Source organism: Inhella proteolytica (assembly GCF_016093275.1).
Taxonomy (GTDB): Bacteria; Pseudomonadota; Gammaproteobacteria; order Burkholderiales; family Burkholderiaceae_C; genus Inhella; species Inhella proteolytica.
Map to the genome: position 1 here is coordinate 1 of NZ_JAEDAK010000006.1, position 24,361 is coordinate 24,361.

Here is a 24,361-nt window from a genome sequence, read left to right on the forward strand (position 1 = left end):
CGCCGCCGCGCCGCCCGCTTCGGGCGTGCCGCAGGCCGCGGCCCAGCTGGGCAGCCCGGCGCCGGCTGCGCCGGGGGGCGCCACCGCACCCGCGGCGGCCGTGTCCGCGCAGGGCGAAGTGGTGCAGATCGACACCGACCTCGTGAGCGCCAGCTTCGACACCCTGGGCGGCAGCCTGGTGGAGCTGAAGCTGCTGAAGCACGGCGACGACACGCCCGAGCGCGCCCCGATGAAGGTGCTGGAGCGCCAGCGCTTCTACGCGGCGCAATCCGGCCTGGTGGACGTGCCGGGCGCGCCCAATCACACCACGGTGATGCGCCTGGTCTCGGCCGAGCGCAAGCTGGCCGATGGCGCGCAGCAGCTGAACGTGCGCTTCGAGTCGCCCGAGCTGGCGGGCCTGAAGCTCATCAAGACCTACACCTTCGAGCGCGGCAGCTACGCGATCAAGGTGCGCCATGAGGTGCAGAACGTCGGCACGGCGCCGGCAAAGCCGCAGCTCTACCTGCAGCTGCAACGCGACGGCAGCCAGCTGCAAGGCGGTGGCCCGGCCGCTTTCGGCACCGGCACCTTCACCGGCGGCGCGATCTATCACGACAAGATCAAGTACACCAAGGTCGCCTACACCGATCTGGACAAGAAGCCTTTCGAGGGCGAGCGCGTGGCCCAGGACGGCTGGGTGGCGATGGTGCAGCATTACTTCGCCAGCGCCTGGCTGCGCACGGCCGATGGCCCGCGCGAGTTCTATGCGCGCCGCATCGCGCCGCATCTGTACACCGTCGGCGTGGTGCATCCGCTCGCCCAGGTGGCGCCGGGCGCCAATGTGGTGGCCGATGACGTGCTGTTCGTCGGCCCGCAGGAAGAGAAGAACCTCGCCGCGCTGGCCAAGGGCCTGGACCTGCTGAAGGACTACGGCTGGTTCCACATCCTTGCCAAGCCGCTGTTCTGGCTGCTGGACCAGATCCATGCGCTGATCGGCAACTGGGGCTGGGCCATCGTCATCCTGGTGCTGCTGCTGAAGGTCGCCTTCTACAGCCTGAACGCGAGCGCCTACCGCTCGATGGCCAAGATGAAGAAGGTCAATCCGCGCATCATGGAAATGCGCGAGCGCCTGAAGGACAAGCCGCAGCAGATGCAGCAGGAAATGATGCGTCTGTACAAGGAAGAGAAGGTCAACCCGCTGGGTTCCTGCCTGCCCATCGTGCTGCAGATCCCCTTCTTCATCGCGCTGTACTGGGTGCTGCTGTCCACCGTCGAGATGCGCCACGCGCCCTGGATCGGCTGGATCACCGACCTTTCCGCCAAGGACCCCTGGTTCGTGCTGCCCGCGCTGATGACGCTCTCCAGCCTGCTGCAGGTCTGGCTGCAGCCGGCCCCGCCGGACCCCATGCAGGCCAAGCTGATGTGGATCATGCCGCTGATGTTCAGCGTGATGTTCTTCTTCTTCCCCGCTGGCCTGGTGCTGTACTGGCTGGTCAACAACCTGCTGTCGATCGCCCAGCAATGGATGATCAACAAGCAGCTCGGGGTGCAGAACTAGTTCACGCATTCGCGGGGTGAACCCGCGCTCGGGGGGTAGAGGCGCGGGCCCGCTGCGCCTTTAATCCACCCCATGCGGGGCGTGCCACCGCAGGACGCCCGAAGAAAGGCGGTCCGCAGCGGTCGCCAGGTGCTTGCAGGGTTCCACGAGGAACAGCTGCGGACCTTCCCCCGCGCCAACACTCCAACGCCGTGCCCACCCCGGGCACGGCGTTTTTCATTCCGGACAATCGCGCGATGCTCGCCCGTCATCAGGATCCCATCGTCGCCATTGCCACCGCCCCCGGCCGCGGGGCGGTGGGCATCGTGCGCGTCTCGGCGCGTGCGCCGCTGGAGGCGCTGATCCACGCGCTCTGCGGCCAGGCACTCAAGCCGCGCCATGCCCATTACCTGCCGCTGCGCGCGGCCGATGGCACGGTGCTGGACCACGGCCTCGCCCTGCATTTCCCAGCGCCGCACAGCTACACCGGCGAGCAGGTGCTGGAGCTGCAGGCGCACGGCGGCCCGGTGCTGTTGCAGCTGCTGCTCGCGCGCTGCCTGGAAGCCTTGCCGGGCGCGCGCCTGGCCGAGCCCGGCGAGTTCACCCAGCGCGCCTTCCTCAACGGCAAGCTGGACCTGGCCCAGGCCGAGGCCGTCGCCGACCTGATCGACGCCAGCACCGAAACCGCCGCGCGCAGCGCCGCGCGTGCGCTCGATGGCGCGCTCTCCACCGAGGTCAACGCGCTGCGCGATGCGCTGATACATCTGCGCATGTTTGTCGAGGCCACGCTGGACTTCCCCGAGGAAGAGGACGTCGAGTTCGTCGAGCAGGAGAACGTGCTCGGCCAGCTGGGCGGCCTGCAGCAGCGCCTGGCGCAGATCCTCGCGCGCACGCGCCAGGGCGCGCTGTTGCGCGACGGCCTGCAGGTGGTGCTGGCCGGCCAGCCCAATGTGGGCAAGAGCTCGCTGCTGAATGCGCTGGCGGGGGCCGAGCTGGCCATCGTCACGCCCATCCCCGGCACCACGCGCGACCGCGTGAGCGAGCAGATCCAGATCGAGGGCGTGCCCCTGCACATCGTCGACACCGCCGGCCTGCGCGAGGCCAGCGACGAGGTCGAGCGCATCGGCGTGGCGCGCAGCTGGGAGTCCATCGCCAGGGCCGACGTGGTGCTGTTCCTGCACGACCTGACGCGCCTGCACGAGCCCGAGTACCAGCGCGAGGACGAGCGCATCCGCGCCCAGCTGGCCGCGCATGACGACGCCGCGCACCTGGAGGCGCGGCTCCTGCACGTCTACAACAAGGCCGATGCCGCGGCCGCGCCGGCAGGGGGCCTGAGCCTTTCGGCCAAGAGCGGCGCGGGGCTGGACGCCCTGCGCCGCGAGCTGCTGCAGCGGGCCGGCTGGCAATCGGTGCCGGAGGGTCTGTTCATCGCCCGCGAGCGCCATGTGCGCGCGCTGCGCGCCACGCTGGAGCATGTGCAGCAGGCTGAAGCGCAGGTGCGCCTGCCGGCGCTGGACCTGGTAGCCGAAGAACTGCGCCTGGCGCACGAGGCGCTGAGTGCCATCACCGGTCAGTTCACGGCCGATGACTTGCTCGGGGAAATCTTCGGGCGCTTCTGCATTGGAAAGTAGCGCTCCCGCTGCGGGAGCAAAGGCCCGCTGACCCCAGGGTGTGTCTGGAGCGTGTGCCTGCCGGGCTTTGGCAAGATCGGCGCCATGCAAGAACCCCACTTAGCCGCTGCGCCGGAGTCCTGGGGGCGCACACAGTGGCTGCTGCGCCTGCGTCACGCCTGGTTCTGGATCGCCGCGGGTGGGGTGGTGGTGGCGGCCTCGGGGGCGGCTTGGATGCAGCAGGCGTTCGATGCGCGCGCCCGTGCAGGGTTCGAACGCAAAGCGGAACGCACGGCCGAAGACATTCTGGAGCGCTTCAATCGCGTGGAGGCCGGTCTGCGGGCGGTGACCTCCTTGCAGAGTGCCGGCCAGTCCGTCCAGCAAGACAGTTTCCAGATCTTGGTGGAGGGCCTGCGCCTGCAGCAGGAGCTGCCGGGCGTGCGGGAACTGGGTTGGATCGCTCCACAGCCTGCGGACCATGGGCCCGCCAGCGCGCCCACGCCGGCCCAGGCGGCACTGCAGGCGATGGCGGCCCTGAACGCCGGGGCCGTGCGCTGGCGGGCGGTGCAGGCCAGCCCGGGTCTGGATACCGCGGTGGCTCAGGGCCTGGATCTCTCGGCGCAGCCTGGGTGGGACCAAGCCATGGCGCGGGCGGCGGAAGTGGGGCTGGCCACGCTGAGCGGCCGTTTGCCTGGCCCCCCGCAGGACGCCCAAGACCGCACCCAGCAGGGCGCCCCGGCGCCGATGCTGGCGATGGTGCTGGCGCAGCGTCGCAAGGAGGGTGGGCGCGAGGTGGTGGTGGGCATGGCGTTTGCCACCCTGGCGCTGGATGAGTTGCTCGACCGCCTGCGCGATGTGGACGACGGCTGGGTGGCGGTGGAACTGCGGGATCTGGGCGAGCGCGGCCGCTCGGCGGCGCGCGGCGAGCGACTGCTGAGCTTGGGGGCGAGCCGCCCGGCGGGTGAGGAGGCGATGAGCAGCGAACTGCAACTGGCCCTGCAAGGGCGCGAGGCCCAACTCGTGGTGCGCAGCACGGCGCAAGAGGACGCCGAGCATCGCACCTGGGTGCCAGAGCTGTTTTTCCTGGCCACCAGTTTTGCCAGTTGCATCCTGGGGCTGCTCTTGCGGGTCCAGGGCAGCCAGCGCCAGCGGGCGGAAGAACGGGCCGCCAGCCTGACCGACGAGCTGCAGCGCCTGGCGCTGGTGGCGCGGCGCACCACCAATGGCGTGCACATCACGGACGCGCAGCGCCGCATCGTCTGGATCAACGAAAGCTTCAGTCGCCTGACCGGCTATGAGCCTGCGGCGGCTCTGGGCCAGGCGGCCCGGCAGCTGCTGCAGGTGACCGCCGCCCCGCACCTGTTGCAGCGCCTGGATGCGGCCATGGGGGCGGGGGAGTCCTTCAGCGGCGAGCTGCAGATCCGCAGTCGCGCCGGCGCGCAGTTGTGGGTCGAGGTGGACATCCAGGCGGTGCGCGATGCCGAGGGGATGCTGCAAGGATTCATCACCGTGCAGACCGATGTGACGGCGCGCAAGCATGCCGAGCTGGCACTGGCGCGCGAGCGCCTGAACCTGGCCCAGATCATTGAAGGCACTGCCGTAGGAACCTGGCGGCTGGACCTGGACAGCGGCCGACTGGAGGTGAACGAGCGCTGGGCCGAACTGGTCGGTGAAGACTTGGAGACGCTGGGGCCATTGGGCCTGGACGTGTGGCGGGAGCGCGTGCACCCGGACGATGCGCCGGCCTTCGAGGCCGCCCTCCAGCCCTGGCTGGCGGGGCGACAGCACGAGCTGGATCGCGAGCTACGGCTTCGTCATAGCGATGGACACTGGGTGTGGGTGCTTCTGCGCGGCCAGCGCTTCGCGGCCGAATCCGGCCAAGAGGGCGGCAGGGCCACCGGCACGCTGCTGGACATCAGCCAACGCCATGCCCTGGAAGACGAGCTGCGCCGCCAGACCACGCTGCTGAACACGGTGCTGGAGCACTTGCCCGCCGGCCTGAGCGTGTTCGACGCCGAGCTGCGTCTGGTGATCCACAACCATGCGTACCAGACCCTGCTGGGCTTCCCGGACGAACTCTTCACGCCCGAGAGACCGGATTTCGCGTCCTTCATCCGCTTCAACGCCTTGCGCGGTGAGTACGGCGAGGGCGATGTGGACACGATCGTGCAAGGCATCGTGGCGCGTGCGCAGGGCGTGGTGACTCCGCACCAATTCGAGCGCCGCCGCGCCAACGGCATGGTGCTGGACGTGCGTGGCGGCCCGCTGCCGGGTGGCGGCTTTGTCACCACCTACACCGATGTCACGGCGCAGCGGGTGGCCGAAGAAAAGGCGCAGCAGACTGTGGAGTTGATGCGTCACGCGATCGACGCGCTGGACGAGGCCTTTGTGCTGTTCGACCCCGACGACCGGCTGGTGTTCTGCAACGAGCGCTACCGTCAGGCCTACCCCATGGTCGCAGACCTCATTCAGCCTGGGGTCCAGTTCGAAAAGCTGGTGCGCACGGGGGCCGAGCGGGGCGAATACCAAGCGGCCTTGGGGCGGGTGGATGCCTGGGTGGACGAGCGCATGGCCGTGCATCGTGCGGCCAACACCACGCTGCTGCAGACCCTGACCGATGGCCGCACGCTGCGCATCGTCGAGCGCCGCCTGCCCGATGGGCACACGGTGGGCTTCCGCATCGACCTGACCGAGTTGGTGCAGGCCACCGCTGCAGCCGAGCAGGCCTCGCGGGCCAAGAGCCAGTTCGTGGCCAACATGAGCCACGAAATCCGCACGCCGATGAACGCGGTGCTGGGCATGCTGGCCTTGCTGGAGCGCAGCCCCTTGTCGGCACGCCAGCAGGAGTACGCCCACAAGGCCGTCGGCGCCGCGCGTGCGCTCCTGCGATTGCTGGACGACGTGCTGGATTTCTCCAAGGTCGAGGCCGGCAAGCTGGAGCTGGACCCGCAGCCTTTTTTGCTGGACCACATGCTGCGCGACGTGGCACTGGTGCTGGCCCAGAACCTGGGGCCCAAGCCAGTTGAATTGGTGGTGGATGTCGACCCCGCGCTGCCCCGCCGACTGGTGGGCGACGCCCTGCGCCTCCAGCAGATCCTGATCAACCTCGGAGGCAATGCCGTGAAGTTCACAGCGGCCGGACAGGTTGTGCTCGCCTTCGACGTGGTGGCGGGCACGGGGCCCGGCTTGTGCCTGCGGGTGCGTGTGGAGGACACCGGCATCGGTATCCCGGCCGAGCAGCACCAGCGCATCTTTGCCGGTTTCACACAGGCCGAAGCGTCAACCACGCGGCGCTTTGGCGGCACCGGCCTGGGCGTGGCCATCAGCCAGCGGCTGGTGCAGCTGATGGGCGGCGAACTGCAGCTGCAAAGCGCGCCAGGCCAGGGCACCTGCTTCACCTTCGAGATCGAACTGCGACGCGACGAACGGCCCGCTCCGGTAGAGGCGTTGGGAGCGGCACCAGCCCTGGGCCTGCAGGTGGTGAACCCACGTCTGCGCACTGCCCTGCAGCGTGCCGCCCAAGAGCTGGGTTGGCCGCTGGTGGCGCCGGGGGGGGAGGGAGCTGATGCGGCTGAGTCGACTGACTCGGCTGGGGGGCGGCCATCTGCCGGAAGTGCGCAGCCCGCGGCACCGGAGGGGCTCTGGCTGGTGGACGAAGCGTTGGAGGACGCCTGGGGTGTGGCCCGCGCCCTGCGTGCGGCCCATCCCAAGGCCCGGCTATGGCTGCTCGCCGCCCTGGCCGGGCGCGAGCGCTGGGAGCAACTGAGCGAAGCCAACCCGGGTGTGCTTGACCTGGTGCTGCCCAAGCCCGTGCTGGCTGCCGGCCTGCGCGAGGCTTGGCTGGGGCGCCACGACAGCGCGGATGCCGCCCACGAGCCCCGCCTGGCTGGGCTGCGACTGCTGGTGGTGGAGGACAACGCCACCAACCGGCAGGTCATCGAAGAGCTGCTGGAGCAGGAGGGGGCGGCGGTGGAACTGGCCGAAGACGGCGCGGTGGCCGTCGCTGCGCTGCGCGAGCAGCCCGAGCGCTTTGCTGCGGTCCTGATGGACATGCAGATGCCGGTCATGGATGGTCTGGATGCCACGCGCACCATCCGCCAGGAGCTGGGGCTGCGCACCCTGCCCATCATTGCCATGACCGCCAACGCCATGGCCAGCGACCGCGAGCAGTGCTTGGCCGCCGGCATGGACGACCATGTGGGCAAGCCCTTCGACCTGGATCACCTGGTGTCCATGCTGTGCCAGCGGTGCCGCCCGCCCGAGCTCGATGCGCGTTCGGGCGCAGCGGCAGCGGGCCCAACGGGTCGTGGAGCAGGGAGCGAACGCGTGGCGGCTGCCGTGGCCGCGGTGCAGGTGCCCGCCGGTTGGTTGGCCCAGGGGCAGGCGCTGGGGGTGGACTTGCAGGTGGCTCTGGAACGCTACCTGGGCCGTGTGCCGCTCTATTCGCGCAGTTGCCAGGGGCTGCTCAAGGCGGCCCTGGGCCTGCGCGCGGTGCTGGAACGGGGTGAGCCGCTCGAACAGGCACAGGCCTTGCACAGCCTCAAGGGCCTGGCCGCCATGGTGGGCGCCACGCCCCTGGCCGCCCTGGCGCTGGCCGGGGAGCAGCGTGCCAAGGCGGGGGAAAGGCTGAGCCCGGAATCGCTGCCTGCGCTGTTGGAGTGTGCCGAGACCCTACCGCAGGCGCTCGTCGACCTGGTCAGCCGCGGCGAGTGAAGTCCGCCAGCAACTTCTCCATCGTGCTCAGGCGCTCCTGCGGGCGCAGCAGATCCTGCGCATTGAGGTTGACGGCACGCAGCAACGCGTCGCCAGGGCCGCCGAGGTCGACGATGTTGATGCAGGCCGGGTCCTGCTGCCAGCCCGGCAGCAGCAGGCGCTGGCCGCCGCTGACCCAGTGGCTGAGCAAGGCGGCGTTGACGACGCCGTGCAGCACCCACAGGGCGCAGTCCCAGGGTTCGGCCAGCAGGCGCTGCGTGGCGGGCAGGGCGCGCGCCCACAGCTCGCCCAGGCTCTCGCCGCCCAGGAAGCGGGTGTCGTCCGTGAGCGGGCCGCGCTGCAGCGTGGTGAAGACGGCGTCGAGCTCGGCCGGCGCGATGTCGCGCAGGCGGCCGCCGTGGATCTCGCGCAGGGCGGGCACTTCCTCGATGGCCGGCTGCGGGCCGGGCAGTTCAGCAAGCACGGCGGCGGCCGTCTGGCGCGTACGCGGCAGGCCGGAGCAAACGACGCGATCAAAGCGCACGTTCTGGGCTGCGAACAGCAGACCGGCCGCGCGCGCCTGATCCTGGCCAGCGGCCGTCAGCGGCACGGTCTCGGCCTGCAGCGGCGCGCCGCTGACGGGGTCGAAGTAGCTCACGGCGCCGTGGCGCATGAGGTAGAGGCGGCGGCGGGTCATCTCGGGCTCCCCAATCGTTCTAGTGGCCCGCAGATCGCATGAAACAGGCGCCACCAAGTGCCACCGCGGAACCGGCTTTGCCGGGCCGCTGGTGGCGCCCCCTGGGGGGAGGCACCGGAGGTGCTTCGAGGGGGACTCATTTCAGCAATCGTTCCTCGGCACGGCCCAGGCTCTCAGGCGTGCCGCTCAGCACCAAGGTGTCGCCGCCCTGCAGCAGGGTGCTGTCCTGCGCCGCCACCACCACGCCGTCGGCGCGGCGCAGCGACACCAGGGCCAGCCCTTGCGCTGGCAGCAGCAGGTCGGCCACGGTCTGGCCGGCCCATTCACTGGCCACGGGCAGGGTGAAGGGGCGCAGGCGCACCTGCTCGCGGTCGTCGCTGAGGTCGTCGTCGGCGCCGTGGAAGTAGCCGCGCAGCAGGCCGTAGCGGGCGTCGCGCGCCTGCTGGGTGATGCGCAGCACACGCCGCATCGGCACGCCCACCAGGGCCAGCGCGTGGTTGGCCAGCATCAGGCTGCCCTCGATGGCCTCGGGCACCACCTCGGTGGCGCCGGCGGCGCGCAGCTTGTCGAGGTCGGCGTCGTCCACGGTGCGCACCACCACCGGCACCTTGGGCGCATGCGCGCGGATCTGGCGCAGCACCTTCAGGGCTGAGGGGGTGTCGTGGTAGCTGATGACGACGGCGCTGGCGCGGTTCAGGCCGGCGGCCATCAGGGCCTGCGGACGGGCGGCGTCACCGAACACCACCGACTGGCCGGCTGCGGCGGCCTGGCGCACGCGGTCGGGGTCCAGGTCCAGCGCCATGTAGGGAATGCGCTCGGCCTCCAGCAGGCGCGCCAGATTCTGGCCGCTGCGCCCGAAGCCGCAGATGATGACGTGCGCGTCGCTCTTGAAGGCCTTCTTGGCGATGGTGGTGAGCTGCACCGACTGCAGCAGCCAGTCGCTGCTGGACAGCTTCATGACGATGCGGTTGCTGTACATCACGATCAGCGGCGTCACCAGCATCGAGAGCACCATCGCCGCCAGCACGGGCGATTCCCACTGCGGCGCCACCAGGCCCTTGTCGGCGCCCAGGCCCAGCAGCACGAAGCCGAACTCACCCGCCTGCGCCAGGTAGAGGCCGGTGCGCAGCGACACCCCCGAGGGCGCGCCCAGCAGCTTGGCCAGCGCCGCCACCAGCAGAAACTTGGCCAGCGTGGGGCCGAGTAGCAGCATCAGCACCAGGGGCCATTGCTGCACCACCGGCTGCCAATCGAGCTTCATGCCGATGGTGATGAAGAACAGGCCCAGCAACACGTCGTGGAAGGGCCGGATGTCGGTTTCCACCTGGTGCTTGAACTCGGTCTCGGAGATCAGCATGCCGGCCACGAAGGCGCCCAGGGCCAGGCTGAGGCCGGCGTGCTCGGTCAGCCAGGCCAGGCCCAGGGTGACGAGCAGCAGGTTGAGGATGAAGAGCTCGTCGCTCTTGCGCCGCGCCACCAGGGTCAGCCACCAGCGCATCCCCTTCTGGCCACCCCAGAGCAGCAGGCCGAGTACGACGACGGCCTTGAGTCCGGCCCAGCCGAGGTCCTGCGCCATGTCGCTGGCGCTCGCGCCCAGGGCGGGGATGAGCACCAGCAGCGGCACCACGGCCAGATCCTGGAACAGCAGCACGCCCATCACGCGCCGGCCATGCTCGCTTTCCAGCTCCAGGCGTTCGGCCATGAGTTTGACGAGGATGGCGGTGGAGCTCATGGCCATGGATGCCCCCAGCACCAGCGCGCCGGCCCAGCCCAGCTCCCACTGCACCCCCAGCCAGCCGAACACCAGGGCCAGCAGCTCATTGCCGATGACGGCGCCGAGCAGCGTCAGCAGCACCTGCAGCAGGCCCAGGCCAAACACCACGGCGCGCATGGCGCGCAGCTTGGGCAGGTTGAACTCCAGCCCGATGGCGAACATCAGGAACACCACGCCGAACTCGGCCAGGTAGCGCAGGCCGGCGGAATCCTTAGTCAGCGCCAGCGCGTTGGGGCCGATCAGCACCCCCACCGCCAGGTAACCCAGCATGGGCGGCAGCTTCAGGCTGCGGCAGGCCACCACGCCGAGCACGGCGGCCACGAGGTAGAGCAGGGCGAGGTCCAGGCTGGTCATGGGCGGGCCGATGGTATCGGGCCCGTCCGCCATAGCATCCCGCGGTGGACGAAGGGGGGCTTGGCATGGCAGGGCGAACCGGTCTGGGCATGTGGATGGCGGTGGGGCTGGCCTGCGGGTTGGCTGCGGCCCAGGCGCGCCCGCCCGCGCTGCAAGATGTGGATTCGCGCGGCTTCTCCCCCTGGCTGGCCCAGGCCCTGGCGAGCCCGCACATGGAAGACCTGGATTGGGCGGCCCACCTGCTGCTGTTCTGCGCCGAGCCCGAACGCTGGTTGGACAGGGTGCGCTCGGCCGACTGGGCGGCCTACGCCCGCCCTGGCGTGCGGGTGCGCGTCGTCAGCCTGAACGAACGCGCCGCCCGTCTGTGCCAGACCGTGGACGCGGATCAACTGGCGCAGCTACCCGAGTTGGCGACCCGCCTGGAACAGCGCGGACACCCGACCGACAGCCTGCGGGCGCTGGCCATGAGCCCCGCCGAGCGGCAGGCCGCCCGCGAGCGGGCCCAAGAACGCTCGCCCCAGCAGCGCCAGACCCTCTGGCATGGCGAGGATCGGAGCTACTGGGTGCTGTGGACCCTGCGCCTGTGTGCGCCTGATCGCGTCCAGGCGGACCCCGACTGGCAGGCGGTCTGGGAGCGTTTGGAGGCTACGCGCCAGGCGCAGCAGCTGCCCGCGCCGGCCGTGCCGCTGGATCGCACACGCCGTCCTCGCGTGTCGCCCCATGTCCTGGAAGACCTGCGCCTGTTGAGCGCCAGCCAGGAAAAGATGGAAAAACAGCTGCTCCAGCATTGCCCAGCGGCGCGAGACAGCGGCCGCTGAGCGGCTGGGCGCCTCAGCGAATCTCCAGCCCCGAGGCGTCCGGCAGGTCTCCGGAGGTCAGGCGCACGCGCAGCGAGAGGTCGGTGCGCGAGTCGGCGTTGTCCAGCGCCTCTTCCAGGCTGATCTTGCCGGCGCGGTAGAGCTGGTAGAGCGACTGATCGAAGGTCTGCATGCCGAGCTCGTTGCTGTGCGCCATGGCGTCCTTGAGCTCGTCCACATTGCCCTTGAGGATCAGGTCGGACACATGGGGCGACTGCAGCAGCACCTCGACGGCGGGCACGCGCCCGCCCTGCAGGCCGGGCAGCAGGCGCTGGGCGATGACGCCCTTGAGGTTGAGCGAGAGATCGAGCAGGGCCTGATGGCGCGCCGCCTCGGGGAAGAAGTTCAGCACCCGGTCGATGGCCTGGTTGGCGTTGTTGGCGTGCAGGGTGGAGAGGCACAGATGCCCGGTCTCGGCATAGGCCAGCGCGTGGCGCATGGTCTGCTCGTCGCGGATCTCGCCGATCAAGATCACGTCCGGGGCCTCGCGCATGGCGTGGCGCAGCGCCTCCTCGAAGCTGCGCGTGTCCAGCCCGACCTCGCGCTGGTCCACCACCGAGAGCTTGTGGTTGTGCACGAACTCGATCGGGTCTTCGACGGTGAGGATGTGCCCCGGCGTGCTGCGGTTGCGCCAGTCCACCAGCGCGGCCAGGGTGGTGCTCTTGCCCGAGCCGGCCGCGCCCACGCACAGCACCAGGCCGCGCTTGATCAGGGCCAGCTCCTTCAGGTGCGCGGGCAACTGCAGGTCTTCCAGCGACGGGATCTGTGCGCTGATGTAGCGCGCCACCAGCGAGACCTCGCCGCGCTGCATGAAGACATTGAAGCGAAAGCGCCCCAGGCCTTCGAAATTGGTGGCCAGATCGCACTCCAGCGTGGACTCGAACTCGCGGATCTGCGCCTCGCGCATCACCGAATAGGCCAGCGCCTTGGCCTGCATCGAGTTCAGCGGCGGCAGCTTGAGCGGTCGCACCACGCCCTGGATCTTCACCGCCGGCGGCGAGCCGACCGAGAGGAACAAGTCCGACGCCTGGTTCTGCACCATGAAGCGCAGATAGGGAGCCAGGTTGCGCGGGTCGCCGAACTCGTGTGTGTCCATGGGGCGGCTCAAGGCGGGGGTGACGGACCCAGTCTACGAGCCGGCCATCGACGCTCCCGCTTGACCTGGAACAAGCTTCGGGGCCCACGATGCGCGGCCCGCATGAGGGGATGCCCAAGCGGCGTCGGTTCACTTGTCCATACAAGGTTTCTTCGGGTTACCGTGCGCCCCACTAAAAATTCTTCGGAGGCGTCATGCCGAACCTGTCTTTTGTTTCGCCCACGCGCAACTCGCCTTGGGGCACCTATCTGAGCCAGATCGACGCGGTGGAGCCCTATCTGGGCAATCTGGCGCGCTGGGTCGAGACCCTGCGCCGCCCCAAGCGCGCGCTCATCGTGGACATCCCCATCGAGATGGACAACGGCAGCATCGGCCACTTCGAGGGCTACCGCGTGCAGCACAGCCTGACCCGCGGCCCCGGCAAGGGCGGCGTGCGCTACCACCCCGATGTGACGCTGGAAGAAGTGATGGCCCTGTCCGCCTGGATGACCATCAAGAACGCCGCAGTGAACCTGCCCTACGGCGGCGCCAAGGGCGGCATCCGCGTCGAGCCCAAGATGCTCAGCAACAAGGAGCTGGAGAAGCTGACGCGTCGCTACACCAGCGAGATCGGCATCATCATCGGCCCGCAGCAGGACATCCCCGCGCCGGACGTCAACACCAATGGCCAGATCATGGCCTGGATGATGGACACCTACTCGATGAACGTCGGCGCCACCGCCACCGGCGTCGTCACCGGCAAGCCGATCCCCCTGGGCGGCTCGCTGGGCCGCGTGGCCGCCACCGGCCGCGGCGTGTTCGTCGTCGGCCGTGAAGCCATGCGCCGCCTGAACATCAACATGGAAGGTGCGCGCGTGGCCGTGCAGGGCTTCGGCAACGTCGGCTCGATCGCCGCCAAGCTGTTCGCCGCCAACGGCGCCAAGATCGTCGCCGTGCAGGACCACACCGGCACCATCCAGAACGAGCATGGCGTCGACATGCAGGACCTGCTCGACCACGTGGCCAAGCGCGGTGGCGTGGAAGGCTTCAAAGGCGCCGACGCGATCGCCAACGAGAACTTCTGGGACGTCAAGACCGATGTGCTGATCCCGGCCGCGCTGGAAGGCCAGGTCAATGAAGAGCGCGCCCGCCGCATCCACACCCGTCTGATCCTGGAAGGCGCCAACGGCCCGACCACGCCGGACGGCGAGGCCGTGCTGGCCGACCGCGGCATCGTGGTGGTGCCTGATGTGATCGCCAACGCCGGCGGCGTGACGGTGTCCTACTTCGAGTGGGTGCAGGACTTCAGCTCGTTCTTCTGGACCGAGGACGAGATCAATCTGCGCCTCGACAAGATCCTGATCGGCGCCTTCAAGGGCATCTGGGAAACCAGCGAGCAGCACAAGATCCCGCTGCGCACGGCCGCGTTTACCGTGGCGTGTACGCGGGTCTTGCAGGCGCGTGAGGAGCGCGGTCTGTACCCCTGAGCCTTCGCTGCTTCCCCAACGGAAAGGGCCCGCTTCTGCGGGCCCTTTTTCATGGGGTGCGGCTGGCGCCATGGTTTCAGCCCCGCCGCCGGCGCAGCGCCGCAAGGCCGCCCAGGCCGGCGAGCATCAGCAGGGCAGAGGCGGGCTCCGGCACCGCCAGGGTGGGCACGGTGTCGATCAGCAGGCCGTTCAATCCGACGGTCTGGATCCCGCCGTCCTGATCGATGTTGAAGTGCACCGCGGTCACGTTGTGAAAGGCGAGGGCCTGGAAGCCGTTCTGGTCGAGCGTCAGGGTCTGGCCGTTCGAGCCCCGCAGGGTCATGGAGCGGGCCTCATTGGCAAAGGCGGCAATGTCGACGCCCAGCAGATCGAAGGCGGCGCCACCGAAGCTCAGCGTCCAGCCGATGTCGTCCAGATTGGTGGGGCCGTTGTGAAAGCCCAGATCACCGATGAAGCCCCGGTCGAAGTGGTTGCCGGCCTGCGCCATCTGCAGGCGAAAACCGTCCTCGTCGTAGGTGTCCCTCAAACTGGGATTGGCGACGGCCACATTGCTGTCCAGGCCGCTGGTCAGGTCCAGCGTCACCGGCGCGGCGAGCGGGGCCAGGCTGGCGCAGCCCAAGGCCAGGCCGGCAAGTTGTTTGCAGATGTTCATCGGATTTCCCGGGATGGGCTTGAAAGCGACGGACGAAGCAAGGTCTGCGCCACCGGGCCGAAAGCCCAACCGGCTCAAGACCTCAGCGCCCGCGCCCGGCCCCCGCTACCGAGGGGCCGTCAAGCGCGCCGACACTGGGTTCATCACCAGGCCGTGCTCAGGCTGATCGCCAGCAGCCGCCCCGGCCGTTCCGCATAGCTGCCGGCGCCGCGCAGCTCGAAGCTGCGCTGGTTCGTGGCGTTGGTCAGCAGCGCGCGCAGCGTCAGCGGCCGCGCGCCGATCTGCAGCGGCCAGCGCAGGCCCAGGTCCAGTTCGGTCAGGGCCGGCAGCTCCACCGCGTTGTCGCGCGTGGCGGCCATCGCTCCGGTGTGCGAAAGGCCAGCGTCGAAGCTCGGGCCGCCGAGCGACTTCGGGGTCCAGACGGCGTTGAGCTTGAGCACGCGCTCGGCCTGGCCCACCGGGCGCTCGCCCACGCGGCCCAGGCGCACGGCCTCGCCGCGCACCTCGGGCTGCATCAGCACGGCGCCGGCCACCACGCGCACTTCGGCGCTGACCTGGCCGGCCAGCGAAAGCTCCAGGCCGCGGTGCCGCACATCGCCCAGCTGGGTGTAGAGCTGGGCGGCGTCCAGATTGAAGTAGGGCTTGCGCACATCGAAGAGCCCGGCCACCAGGCGCAGGCGCGGCGCGATCTGCCAGCGCAGCCCGGCGTCGAACTGGCGCGTCAGGATGGCGGGCAGGGCCTGATTGCGGTTGCTGGCATTGCCGGGGGCGATGCCGCTCTCTTCCAGCCCGCGCGTGAAGCCGCCGTAGGCCACCAGGCCGGGGGCCAGATGCCATGCGCCGCTGAGGTTGTAGAGCCAGGGTTGGGCGCGGTCTTCCACTTCCGGCTGGCCGGGGCGGGCGAAGCGCTTGCGGTAGCTGCTGCGCTGCAGGCCGGCGTTGGCCTCGAAGCTGCGGCCGTGGCGCAGTTCGTAGGCCAGGCCCAACCAGTGCTGGTCCACCTCGTCGCGCGTGCGCGGCCCGAATTGGAACTGCGGCTGCGCCAGCGTGACGGGGTCGCCCATGCGGCTGGGGCCCAGGTCCAGGGTCTGCGAGCCGCCGTTGCGGCGCTCGCGCAGGCGGCCGGCCGCCTGGGCATGCAGGCGCTGGCGCCAGTCGCCCTCGCCGAAGGTCCAGGAAAGGCGCAGCTCGCCGCTGTCGGCCGCGGTGCGGCTCGGCGGGTCGACGATCAGCAGGCGCCGGCCGCGGCCATCGGGCTGCACGTCCAGCAGCAGATGCGTCACCGACTGCCGGTCGTCGAACTCCGAATGGAACAGGCCGGCACGCAGCTCCCAGGCGGGGCTGAAGCGGTGGCGCAGCAGGCCGCCCCGGTTCAGGCCGACGCCCGAGTAATACGCCCAGTTCGGGCCATCGAACTGGCGCGGCGTGCTCAGCGGCGGCAGGCCCGGCGTGGCGGTGGAGAGCTGCGGGCCGATCTGGTCGTGCGTGGTGTCGTGGCGCGAGAAAAAGGCCATGGCCTCCGTGTCGGCGCCGGGCCGCCACCACAGGGCCAGGCTCGCGTTCCAGGCATTGCTGTCGGTGCCGTTGCCGTACTCGGTGTGGATCAGCGAGGTGCCGCCGCTGAGCGCGAACTGGCCGTTCAGCGGCTGCGTGAAATCGACATCCAGCACGCGCCCGCCCCAGTGGTCCACGGTGCCCACCACCAGGCCATGGCCTTCTTCGCCGGGCCGGCGCAGCTGATGGTCCACGATGCCGGTGGGCGCCGGGAACACGAAGCCCTGCGCGGTGAGCCCCACGCGCACCACGCTGGCACTGCGCAGGCGCGCGCTCAGGTTCCAGACCTGATCGAAGTACAGGCCATCGATGCGCACATTGCCCGCCGCCGTGGGCGAGAAGCCGCGCACGCTGCTGCTGTTGTACAGACCAATGGTTTCCCGGCCCACGCTGGTGCCGAAGGCATCGCCGGCGGCTTGCACCGCGCTGCCACTGGTGTTCGCGAGGGCGGCACTGGCGCCGAGAAGGGTGGCGCTACAGGCCAGCACACGCAGAGACAACAAGGGGGGGCTCCAGATGAGGGGCGCGCAGTGTAGGCAGGGGGCGGTGGGCAGTCGGCAGTCATGACTACACTCCGCGTCCGCTCCGGGGTGCCCTGCATGGGCTGAGATGGTGCTGTTGAGACCAAACCCGAGAACTTGATCCGGTTCGTACCGGCGTAAGGAGAGTCGTGAATCCGCCCTGCGTGCATCCGTGCGCCGGGCGGGGCGCCTTCCGGAGCACTCACCGCTGAAGGACGCCTCTGATGAGCACCACGCCCCCGGATTTCGACGCCCTGCTGGCCTCCACCTGCCAGCCCTTTCCCGCCTCGCGCAAGATCTACCTCGAAGGCTCGCGGCCCGACCTGCGTGTGCCGCTGCGCGAGGTGCTGCTGACGAACGGCGAGCGCGTCTCGCTCTACGACTGCTCGGGCCCCTACACCGACCCGGCCGTGCGCATCGACCTGCAGCGCGGCCTGCCGGCCCTGCGGGCGCCCTGGATCGAGGAGCGCGCGGATACCGAGTCCTATGCCGGCCGCATCGTGCAGGCGGCGGACGACGGGGCGCGCCGCGACGCGAGCCGGCTCGACCCGCTGCACGCCGCGGCGCGCAAGCTGCAGCGCCAGCCGCGCCGCGCCAAGGCCGGTGGCAATGTGACCCAGATGCACTACGCGCGCCGCGGCATCGTCACGCCCGAGATGGAGTTCGTGGCCCTGCGCGAACAGGGCCGGCGCGAGTGGATGGCGGCTTACCTGGGCGATGCCGCGCGCGAGGCGCGCCTGGCCGGCAACCCGCTGGGCGCGCAGATCCCGCGCGAGATCACGCCCGAGTGGGTGCGCCAGGAGGTGGCGCGTGGCCGCGCGGTGATCCCCGCCAACATCAACCACCCCGAGCTGGAGCCGATGGCGATTGGCCGCAACTTCCTCGTCAAGGTCAACGCCAACATCGGCAACTCGGCGGTCAGCTCAGGGATCGCGGAGGAGGTCGAAAAGCTGGTGTGGGCGACGCGCTGGGGCGCCGACACGGTGATGGACCTCAGCACCGGCAAGCAGATCCACACCACGCGCGACTGGATCCTGCGCAACTCGCCGGTGCCCATCGGCACCGTGCCGATCTACCAGGCTCTGGAGAAGGTCGGCGGCATTGCCGAAGAGTTGAACTGGGAAGTCTTCCGCGACACCCTGATCGAGCAGGCCGAGCAGGGCGTGGACTACTTCACCCTCCATGCGGGCGTGCGTCTGCCCTTTGTGCCGATGACGGCGCGCCGGCGCACCGGCATCGTCTCGCGCGGCGGCTCCATCCTGGCCAAGTGGTGCATTGCCCACCACCGCGAGAACTTCCTGTACGAACACTTCGAGGAGATCTGCGACATCATGAAGGCCTATGACGTGGCCTTCTCGCTGGGCGACGGCCTGCGCCCCGGCAGCCTGGCCGATGCGAACGATGAGGCCCAGTTCGCCGAGCTGCGCACGCTGGGTGAGCTGACGCAGCGGGCCTGGCAGCACGACGTGCAGGTCATGATCGAAGGCCCCGGCCATGTGCCCATGCACCTGGTGCAGGCGAACATGGGCGAGCAGCTGCGCCATTGCTACGAGGCGCCGTTCTACACGCTGGGCCCGCTGCTGATCGACTGCTCGCCCGGCTACGACCACATCGCCAGCGCCATCGGCGCGGCGCAGATCGCCTGGGGCGGCACGGCCATGCTGTGCTACGTCACGCCCAAGGAGCATCTGGGCCTGCCGAACCGCGAGGATGTCAAGCAAGGGCTCATCGCCTACAAGATCGCGGCGCACGCCGCCGATGTGGCCAAGGGCTTCCCGGGGGCGCGGGCGCGCGACGAGGCCATCAGCCAGGCGCGCTTCGAGTTCCGCTGGGAAGACCAGTTCAATCTGGCCCTGGACCCCGACACCGCGCGCGCCTTTCACGACGAGACCCTGCCCAAGGACAGCGCCAAGGTGGCGCATTTCTGCTCGATGTGCGGGCCCAAGTTCTGCTCGATGAAGATCAGCCAGGACGTGCGCGAGTACGAGGCGGCGCAGCGCGGCATGGCCGAAAAGAGCGCCGAGTTCCGGCGTGCCGGCTCCGAGGTCTATGTGCCGCTGGTGAAGGCATGAGGATCGGCATTGCCGGTGCCGGCCTGCTGGGCCGGCTGGCGGCCTGGCGCCTGGCGCGCGCCGGCCATGAGGTCGAAGTCTTCGACCCCGCGGAAAGTCCCGAGCCGCGCTTCGACGGCCAGGGCGCAGCCGGCTTCACGGCGGCGGGCATGCTCAGCCCGCTGGCCGAGCTGGATGCCTGCGACGCCGACACCGCGCGCCTGGGCTGGCATTCGATCGCGGCCTGGGCGCAGATCGTGCGCCAGCTTGGGCGCGGCCCGGGCAAGGCGCCGCACTTCGAGGCCGAGGGCAGCCTGCTGGTGGCCCATGCGCAGGACCAGGGCGCGGCGCGGCGCGTGCTGGCGCGCATCCAGGCCGGCGCACAAAGCTGGCCGCAGCAGCCGCAGGCCTTGGACGAAGCGCGCCTGCGCGAACTGGAGCCCGCCCTGCACGCCCCCGGCCTGCAGGCCTGGCTGCTGCCGGGCGAGGCCAGCATCTGCACCATCCGCACCCTCATCGCGTTGCGCGTGCAGGCGCCGGGCGTGTGCTGGCACTGGGGCACGCCGGTGCTGGACCTGAAGCCCGGGCGGCTGCAGCTTCCATCCGGCTGGCGTGATTTCGACTGGGTCTGCGATCTGCGCGGCCTGGGCGCCCGCCCTGAGCTGCCGCTGCGTGGCGTGCGCGGCGAAGTGATCTGGCTGCACGCGCCCGAGGTGGCGCTGCGCCGCCCCCTGCGGCTGCTGCACCCGCGCCACCGGCTCTACCTGGTGCCGCGCCCGGGCGGGCTGCTGCTGCTGGGGGCCAGCGAGATCGAGAGCGAAGACCGCTCGCCGGTGTCGCTGCGCAGCGCGCTGGAGCTGATGAGCGCGGCCCAGGGCCTGCTGCCCGCGCTGGCCGAGGCGCGCATCCTGCGCCTGGACCGCAACCTGCGCCCCGCCTTGCCCGACAACCGCCCGCGCGTCGAGGCCGAGCCCGGCCTGCTGCGCATCAACGGCCTGTACCGCCACGGCTGGCTGCTGGCGCCTGCGCTGCTGGACCAGGCCCTGGCCGACACCGCGTTGGAGGCCGCATGAAAGTCACCGTGCTGACCGATCAAGGGCCGCTGCAACTGGATGCGCCCGCCACCCTGCAGCAGGCGCTGCAGGCCCTGCTGCACGGGCGCGATCCCGAGCTGGTGGCCAGCGCCGTCAACGGCCGCTTCGTGCCGCGCGGGCAGCGCGCCGGGTTCGCCTTGAAGGACGGTGACTGCGTGCAGGTCTTTTCTCCAATCACGGGGGGGTGAATCCATGTCACTTCACATTGGCGCCACGGCGCTCTGCAGCCGCTTCCTGCTCGGCACCGCCGGCTACCCCTCGCCCGAGACCCTGCGCCAGGCCATCGCCGCCAGCGGCGCCCAGGTGCTCACCCTGGGCCTGAAGCGCACGCTCGGCACCGGCCAGCCGGACAACGGCTTCGTGCAGATCATTCGCCACGCCGCGCAGCAGCAGGGGGCGCGCCTGCTGCCCAACACCGCCGGCTGCCGCACGGCGCATGAGGCCGTGCAACTGGCGCTGATGGCGCGCGAGCTCTTCGGTACCGACTGGATCAAGCTCGAAGTGGTGGGCGACGAGCAGTTGCTGGCCCCCGACCCCTTCGAGCTGCTGAGCGCTGCGCGTGAGCTCTGCGCACAAGGCTTCACCGTGCTGCCCTATTGCACCGACGACCTCGTGCTGAGCCAGCGCCTGCTGGACGCTGGCTGCGCCGCGCTGATGCCCTGGGGCGCCCCGATCGGCTCCGGCCAGGGCCTGCTCAACCCCTTTGCGCTGCGTGCGCTGCGGGCGCGTTTCCCGCGCGCCACCCTGATCGTCGACGCCGGCCTGGGCGCGCCCTCGCAGGCCGCACAGGCCATGGAGCTGGGCTTCGACGGCGTGCTGCTCAACTCCGCCGTGGCCCAGGCCGCCGACCCGGTGCGCATGGCGGCCGCGTTTGCCGCCGCCATCGAAGCCGGCCGCCAGGCCTACGCGGCCGGGCTGATCGCGCCGCAGGACCTCGCCATTCCCTCCACCCCCGTGTGGGACCGCGCCGCATGAACGCCGCCCTCGAAACCCGCCCCATCGTCTGGAGCGTGGCCGGCAGCGACAGCGGCGGCGGCGCCGGCATCGCCGCCGATCTGCGCGCCTTCGACGCCCTGCGCGTGCACGGCTGCACGGCGCTGGCCGCGCTGACCGCGCAGAACTCCGTGGCCGTGCAGCGCGTGCAGGCGGTGGACCCCGACCTGCTCGATGCCCAGCTCGCCGCGCTGGCGGCCGACCTGCCGCCGGCCGCCATCAAGACCGGCATGCTGGGCAGCGCCGCCAACGTGCGCGTGCTGGCGCGCTGGCTCAAGCGCTTGCGCGAGCAAGCGCCCGTGGCCCTGGTGATCGACCCCGTCTGGCGCGCCAGCAGCGACGGCGGCAGCCTGGCCGACGCCGAGCTGCGCCGCGCCCTGCGCAGCGAGCTGCTGCCGCTGGCCACGGTCTGCACGCCCAACCGCCGCGAGGCCGCCTGGCTGCTCGATCTGCCCGCCTTCGCCAGCGATGGCCACCTGCTTGCCGCCGTGCCGGCGCTGCAGTCCCTGAGCGGCTGCAGCTGGGTCGTCACCGGCGGCGATGAAGGCGGCGAGCGCGCACGCGACCTGTTGCTCAGCCCGCAGTTCCAGGGCTGGCTCAGCAGCCCGCGCCTGGACACGCCGCACCACCACGGCAGCGGCTGCACCTTTGCCTCGGCACTGGCCGGCGCGCTGGCGCAGGGCTTCTGCGCGGCCGATGCCGCCGTGTTGGCCAAGATGGCGACGACCCAGGCGCTGCGCGCCGGCGGCCCGGCCGGCCAGGGCGCCGGCCCGGTGCGCGCCGAGCCCGGCTTTGCGCACCGGCTCGACAACCTGCCGGCTGCCGAGCCCCTGCAGGGCCTGCCCACGCTGCCCGCCTTCGCCCCCTGCGAGCTGCAGGGCCTGTACGCGGTGGTGGACAGCGCGGCCTGGGTCGAGCGCCTGCTCGCCGCCGGCGTGCGCACCCTGCAGCTGCGCATCAAGCGCGCGCCCGCTGTCGTGTCGGATGCGGCACTCGAAGCCGAGCTGCAGCGCGCCGTGCAGGCCGCGCGCGCGGCGGGGGCGCGGCTCTACGTCAACGACCATTGGCGGCTGGCGCTGCGCCATGGCGCCTACGGTGTGCACCTGGGCCAGGAAGACTTGCAGGCGCCGGACCTGGATCTGCCCGCCCTGCAGGCCGCCGGGCTGCGTCTGGGCCTGTCCAGCCATTCGCTCTGGGAGCTGGCGCGCGCGGTGGCACTGCAGCCCAGCTATCTCGCCTGCGGCCCGGTCTACCCGACGACGACCAAGGCCATGCCCTGGCGACCCCAGGGCGCGCACAACCTGGCTTGGTGGGCCGGCCTGCTGGCGCCGCTGCCGGTGGTGGCCATCGGCGGGCTCACACCCGAGCGCGCCGTCAACGCCGCGCGTGCGGGGGCAGGGACCGTCGCCATCGCTTCCGGGCTGACGGCGGCGGCGGACCCCGAGGGGGCGGTGGCGGCCTATCAGGCGGCGTGGCAGGCCGGGCGGGCAGGGGTGGGGCTGGCGATGCCGGAGTTGCCGCGGCCGAGCATATGAGGCAGCCGATTCCCAGCGGGCTCTAATGGCACGCCAAGGAGCAGCGATGCCGAATCGATCAATATGGTGGGTCCTTGCTCTCTGGCTCTGGGCTGGCTGGATTGGCATGGCCGACGCAGCGTCACATCAACCGCTGCAGCCGGGCACCTTCATTCGCATCGGTGAAACCGGGACCTTGATGCTCCGGCGCGCCGGCACGGGTGCACTCGAGTTCGAGCTGGAAAGCTTTGGCGCCAACGGCAATATCTGCACGGCCAAAGGGCGGGTGTCTGGTCGCGTTGCCACTGCTGTCGCGGACGACGAAGAGCAGGCGCAGGACCCTTGTCGTCTGGAACTGCAGCCGCGGGGCGACCGTTTGCGCGTGAACGTGCTCACCGGGGCTTGTGCAGCGCACTGTGGCTTGCGAGTGACCTTGGATGGCGACTTTCGAAGCCCCGCGGCGGGTTGCAAGCGCGCCGCCATCGCGCAACGCCGTGGCCAGTTCCTGAAGCAGTACCGCGCCCAGCAGCATGCCGAAGCGGTGCGCACCGCTCAGGCACTGCTGACTGAGTGCGAGGACTTCCTGTTCTGGATCACGCAGGACGCCATCCGTAGCGATCTGGCCTTGGCCCAGCTTCGGGCCGGGCACCCACAGGCCTGCCTCAGCACCCTGGCCCAAACCGCCGCGGGAAAGGTGGACGATGAGGCCGGGCTGCGGCGCGCCCTTTCCCCCAATGCTTACGAAAGCTATGAGTGGGCCCACGCGATCTGGCACAACCGCCGGCTGTGTCAGCAGGCCATTGGCGGGGGCGTCGGATCGCAGGCGCCGGTCAAAGAGCGGCCTGAACCTGACGTCGCGCCGCAATAGGTTGCGAGGGTGTGGTGTGCACTGCGCGCCTCGGGTTCGACAGAGAGGCGCTGGAGTCTGCGCTGCACACCGGGTGGCGCACCTTGCGGAAGTTCGATGCGGACTGCTTGCACCTGAGCCTGCTCAGTTCCCCGCATTTGGAGTTGGCGCGCGCCGACACCACGCCCCCGTTTGCATCGCCACCGCAGTGGACGCTCGGGCCTCTAATGATGAGCCCAAGGAGATGGAAATGCTTGCCGTCATGAGACTGCTGATCTGGGCCATGTTGCTTTGGACCGTGCCGCTGGCCGTGGCCGGCGCGGCGCCGGATAAGGCTCTGGAGTCAGGTACCTACATCCGCACCGGCGATACCGGGACGCTGACGCTGCGCCGTGCGCGCACGGGCGCGCTTGAGTTCGAGCTCGACACACTGGGGGCCAATGCCCATGAGTGTTCGGCCGCCGGGCAGGTGAGCGGCCGCATCGCCACGACTCTCGCGCTGAGCGATGAGCGCCCCAATGAGGTCTGCCGACTTGATTTCCAGATCCAGGGCCCGCACATTCGGGTGCGTGTGCTCACCTCGGACAATTGCTCCAGACACTGCGGGGCGCGAGCCGCGTTCGAAGGCGACTACAGCAAGCCGCCGGCGAACTGCACGACCACGGCCGTCGCGCAACGGCGGGCCCAGTTTCTGAAGCAGTACCACGCCAAGCAGCATGCCCTGGCGGCGCAGTCCGCCGAGGCGCTGCTAAAGGATTGCTCTGACTTTCTGTTCTGGTTCACCCAGGACAGCATCCGCAGCGATCTGGCCCTGGCCCAGCTGCGGGCCGGCCAGCCGAAAGCCTGCCTGGCCACGCTGGAACAGACCGCAGCGGGCAAGGTGGCAGACCAGGAGGGCTTGCGCGCTGCCCTGCCGCCAGTTGAGTACGACAGCTATGAGTGGGCCAACGCGATCTGGCACAACCGCCGCCTGTGTCAGCAGGCCATCAGCAGCAGCGTCGTGCGGCAGGACCAGGGGAGAAACGGACCCGGCGCCGCGCGGCCGTAGGCCTCGCGAGGGGAGCAAGTGCCCG

General features: G+C 70.2%; 17 protein-coding genes and 1 riboswitch. Of the genes, 12 read left to right on the forward strand and 5 right to left on the reverse strand.

The features are described from left to right. From yidC to I7X39_RS09840, 3 genes are all read left to right on the forward strand, one after another. On the forward strand, window positions 1–1,537 hold a 1,537-nt coding region (gene yidC, locus I7X39_RS09830; protein WP_198110986.1), incomplete at its 5' end, for a membrane protein insertase YidC. A gap of 236 nt (window positions 1,538–1,773) precedes the next feature. Next, window positions 1,774–3,147, forward strand: a complete 1,374-nt coding sequence (mnmE, locus tag I7X39_RS09835) for a tRNA uridine-5-carboxymethylaminomethyl(34) synthesis GTPase MnmE (protein WP_198110987.1) — start codon at window positions 1,774–1,776, stop codon at window positions 3,145–3,147. A gap of 84 nt (window positions 3,148–3,231) precedes the next feature. Further along, on the forward strand, window positions 3,232–7,839 hold the full coding sequence (locus I7X39_RS09840) for a PAS-domain containing protein (RefSeq protein ID WP_198110988.1): 4,608 nt from the start codon (window positions 3,232–3,234) through the stop codon (window positions 7,837–7,839). On the opposite strand, the gene I7X39_RS09845 is transcribed toward I7X39_RS09840, so the two are convergent. After that, complete coding sequence (locus I7X39_RS09845) at window positions 7,823–8,515, reverse strand: histidine phosphatase family protein (protein ID WP_198110989.1); 693 nt, start codon at window positions 8,513–8,515, stop codon at window positions 7,823–7,825. The two genes, I7X39_RS09840 and I7X39_RS09845, sit on opposite strands and share 17 nt — an antisense overlap. Before the next feature lie 136 nt (window positions 8,516–8,651). Continuing rightward, on the reverse strand, window positions 8,652–10,643 hold the full coding sequence (locus I7X39_RS09850; protein ID WP_198110990.1) for a monovalent cation:proton antiporter family protein: 1,992 nt from the start codon (window positions 10,641–10,643) through the stop codon (window positions 8,652–8,654). A 65-nt stretch (window positions 10,644–10,708) separates the two neighbouring features. Between I7X39_RS09850 and I7X39_RS09855 the strand changes: the two genes are divergently transcribed. After that, a complete protein-coding gene (locus I7X39_RS09855) occupies window positions 10,709–11,461 on the forward strand; it encodes a hypothetical protein (protein WP_198110991.1) in 753 nt (250 codons plus the stop codon). Window positions 11,462–11,474: 13 nt separating this feature from the next. On the opposite strand, the gene I7X39_RS09860 is transcribed toward I7X39_RS09855, so the two are convergent. Further along, window positions 11,475–12,596, reverse strand: a complete 1,122-nt coding sequence (locus tag I7X39_RS09860; RefSeq protein ID WP_198110992.1) for a PilT/PilU family type 4a pilus ATPase — start codon at window positions 12,594–12,596, stop codon at window positions 11,475–11,477. A 194-nt stretch (window positions 12,597–12,790) separates the two neighbouring features. On the opposite strand from I7X39_RS09860, the gene I7X39_RS09865 reads away from it, so the two are divergent. Then, a complete protein-coding gene (locus tag I7X39_RS09865) occupies window positions 12,791–14,062 on the forward strand; it encodes a Glu/Leu/Phe/Val family dehydrogenase (protein WP_198110993.1) in 1,272 nt (423 codons plus the stop codon). 76 nt (window positions 14,063–14,138) lie between these two features. On the opposite strand, the gene I7X39_RS09870 is transcribed toward I7X39_RS09865, so the two are convergent. Both I7X39_RS09870 and I7X39_RS09875 read right to left on the reverse strand, forming a co-directional pair. Next, the gene (locus I7X39_RS09870; protein ID WP_198110994.1) at window positions 14,139–14,714 is read right to left on the reverse strand and encodes a VPLPA-CTERM sorting domain-containing protein; all 576 of its coding nucleotides are present in this window, start codon (window positions 14,712–14,714) and stop codon (window positions 14,139–14,141) included. A 143-nt stretch (window positions 14,715–14,857) separates the two neighbouring features. Next, window positions 14,858–16,771, reverse strand: coding sequence for a TonB-dependent receptor domain-containing protein (locus I7X39_RS09875; protein WP_198110995.1), 1,914 nt, complete (start codon window positions 16,769–16,771; stop codon window positions 14,858–14,860). 73 nt (window positions 16,772–16,844) lie between these two features. After that, window positions 16,845–16,950: riboswitch (TPP riboswitch) on the forward strand. Between the two features lie 63 nt (window positions 16,951–17,013). On the opposite strand from I7X39_RS09875, the gene thiC reads away from it, so the two are divergent. From thiC to I7X39_RS09910, 7 genes are all read left to right on the forward strand, one after another. Continuing rightward, a complete protein-coding gene (gene thiC, locus I7X39_RS09880) occupies window positions 17,014–18,861 on the forward strand; it encodes a phosphomethylpyrimidine synthase ThiC (protein WP_198110996.1) in 1,848 nt (615 codons plus the stop codon). After that, window positions 18,858–19,913 carry an FAD-dependent oxidoreductase gene (locus I7X39_RS09885; RefSeq protein WP_198110997.1) on the forward strand — a complete coding sequence of 352 codons (1,056 nt, stop codon included), beginning with the start codon at window positions 18,858–18,860 and terminating at the stop codon, window positions 19,911–19,913. The genes thiC and I7X39_RS09885 overlap by 4 nt, the downstream gene beginning before the upstream one ends. Further along, window positions 19,910–20,122 (forward strand): sulfur carrier protein ThiS, encoded by a 213-nt coding sequence (gene thiS / locus I7X39_RS09890; protein ID WP_198110998.1) that lies wholly within the window; start codon window positions 19,910–19,912, stop codon window positions 20,120–20,122. Before I7X39_RS09885 ends, thiS begins: the two co-directional genes overlap by 4 nt. Before the next feature lie 4 nt (window positions 20,123–20,126). Further along, complete coding sequence (locus tag I7X39_RS09895) at window positions 20,127–20,909, forward strand: thiazole synthase (protein WP_198110999.1); 783 nt, start codon at window positions 20,127–20,129, stop codon at window positions 20,907–20,909. Further along, window positions 20,906–22,462: a bifunctional hydroxymethylpyrimidine kinase/phosphomethylpyrimidine kinase gene (gene thiD, locus I7X39_RS23230; RefSeq protein WP_232351870.1), complete on the forward strand. Its 1,557-nt coding sequence runs from the start codon at window positions 20,906–20,908 to the stop codon at window positions 22,460–22,462. Before I7X39_RS09895 ends, thiD begins: the two co-directional genes overlap by 4 nt. Window positions 22,463–22,508: 46 nt before the next feature. Next, entirely contained in the window at window positions 22,509–23,309 is an 801-nt protein-coding gene (locus I7X39_RS09905) for a hypothetical protein (RefSeq protein ID WP_198111000.1), read from the forward strand. Between the two features lie 229 nt (window positions 23,310–23,538). After that, a complete protein-coding gene (locus I7X39_RS09910) occupies window positions 23,539–24,336 on the forward strand; it encodes a hypothetical protein (RefSeq protein WP_198111001.1) in 798 nt (265 codons plus the stop codon). The last annotated feature ends 25 nt before the right edge of the window (window positions 24,337–24,361 follow it).

Coding starts and splice junctions, on each gene's coding strand:
- I7X39_RS09910 (WP_198111001.1), top strand. CDS start 23,539: ATGCTTGCCGTCATGAGACTGCTGATCTGGGCCATGTTGCTTTGGACC.
- thiC (WP_198110996.1), top strand. CDS start 17,014: ATGAGCACCACGCCCCCGGATTTCGACGCCCTGCTGGCCTCCACCTGC.
- thiS (WP_198110998.1), top strand. CDS start 19,910: ATGAAAGTCACCGTGCTGACCGATCAAGGGCCGCTGCAACTGGATGCG.
- I7X39_RS09850 (WP_198110990.1), bottom strand. CDS start 10,643: ATGACCAGCCTGGACCTCGCCCTGCTCTACCTCGTGGCCGCCGTGCTC.
- mnmE (WP_198110987.1), top strand. CDS start 1,774: ATGCTCGCCCGTCATCAGGATCCCATCGTCGCCATTGCCACCGCCCCC.
- thiD (WP_232351870.1), top strand. CDS start 20,906: ATGAACGCCGCCCTCGAAACCCGCCCCATCGTCTGGAGCGTGGCCGGC.
- I7X39_RS09865 (WP_198110993.1), top strand. CDS start 12,791: ATGCCGAACCTGTCTTTTGTTTCGCCCACGCGCAACTCGCCTTGGGGC.
- I7X39_RS09855 (WP_198110991.1), top strand. CDS start 10,709: ATGGCAGGGCGAACCGGTCTGGGCATGTGGATGGCGGTGGGGCTGGCC.
- I7X39_RS09905 (WP_198111000.1), top strand. CDS start 22,509: ATGCCGAATCGATCAATATGGTGGGTCCTTGCTCTCTGGCTCTGGGCT.
- I7X39_RS09840 (WP_198110988.1), top strand. CDS start 3,232: ATGCAAGAACCCCACTTAGCCGCTGCGCCGGAGTCCTGGGGGCGCACA.
- I7X39_RS09860 (WP_198110992.1), bottom strand. CDS start 12,596: ATGGACACACACGAGTTCGGCGACCCGCGCAACCTGGCTCCCTATCTG.
- I7X39_RS09870 (WP_198110994.1), bottom strand. CDS start 14,714: ATGAACATCTGCAAACAACTTGCCGGCCTGGCCTTGGGCTGCGCCAGC.
- I7X39_RS09895 (WP_198110999.1), top strand. CDS start 20,127: ATGTCACTTCACATTGGCGCCACGGCGCTCTGCAGCCGCTTCCTGCTC.
- I7X39_RS09845 (WP_198110989.1), bottom strand. CDS start 8,515: ATGACCCGCCGCCGCCTCTACCTCATGCGCCACGGCGCCGTGAGCTAC.
- I7X39_RS09885 (WP_198110997.1), top strand. CDS start 18,858: ATGAGGATCGGCATTGCCGGTGCCGGCCTGCTGGGCCGGCTGGCGGCC.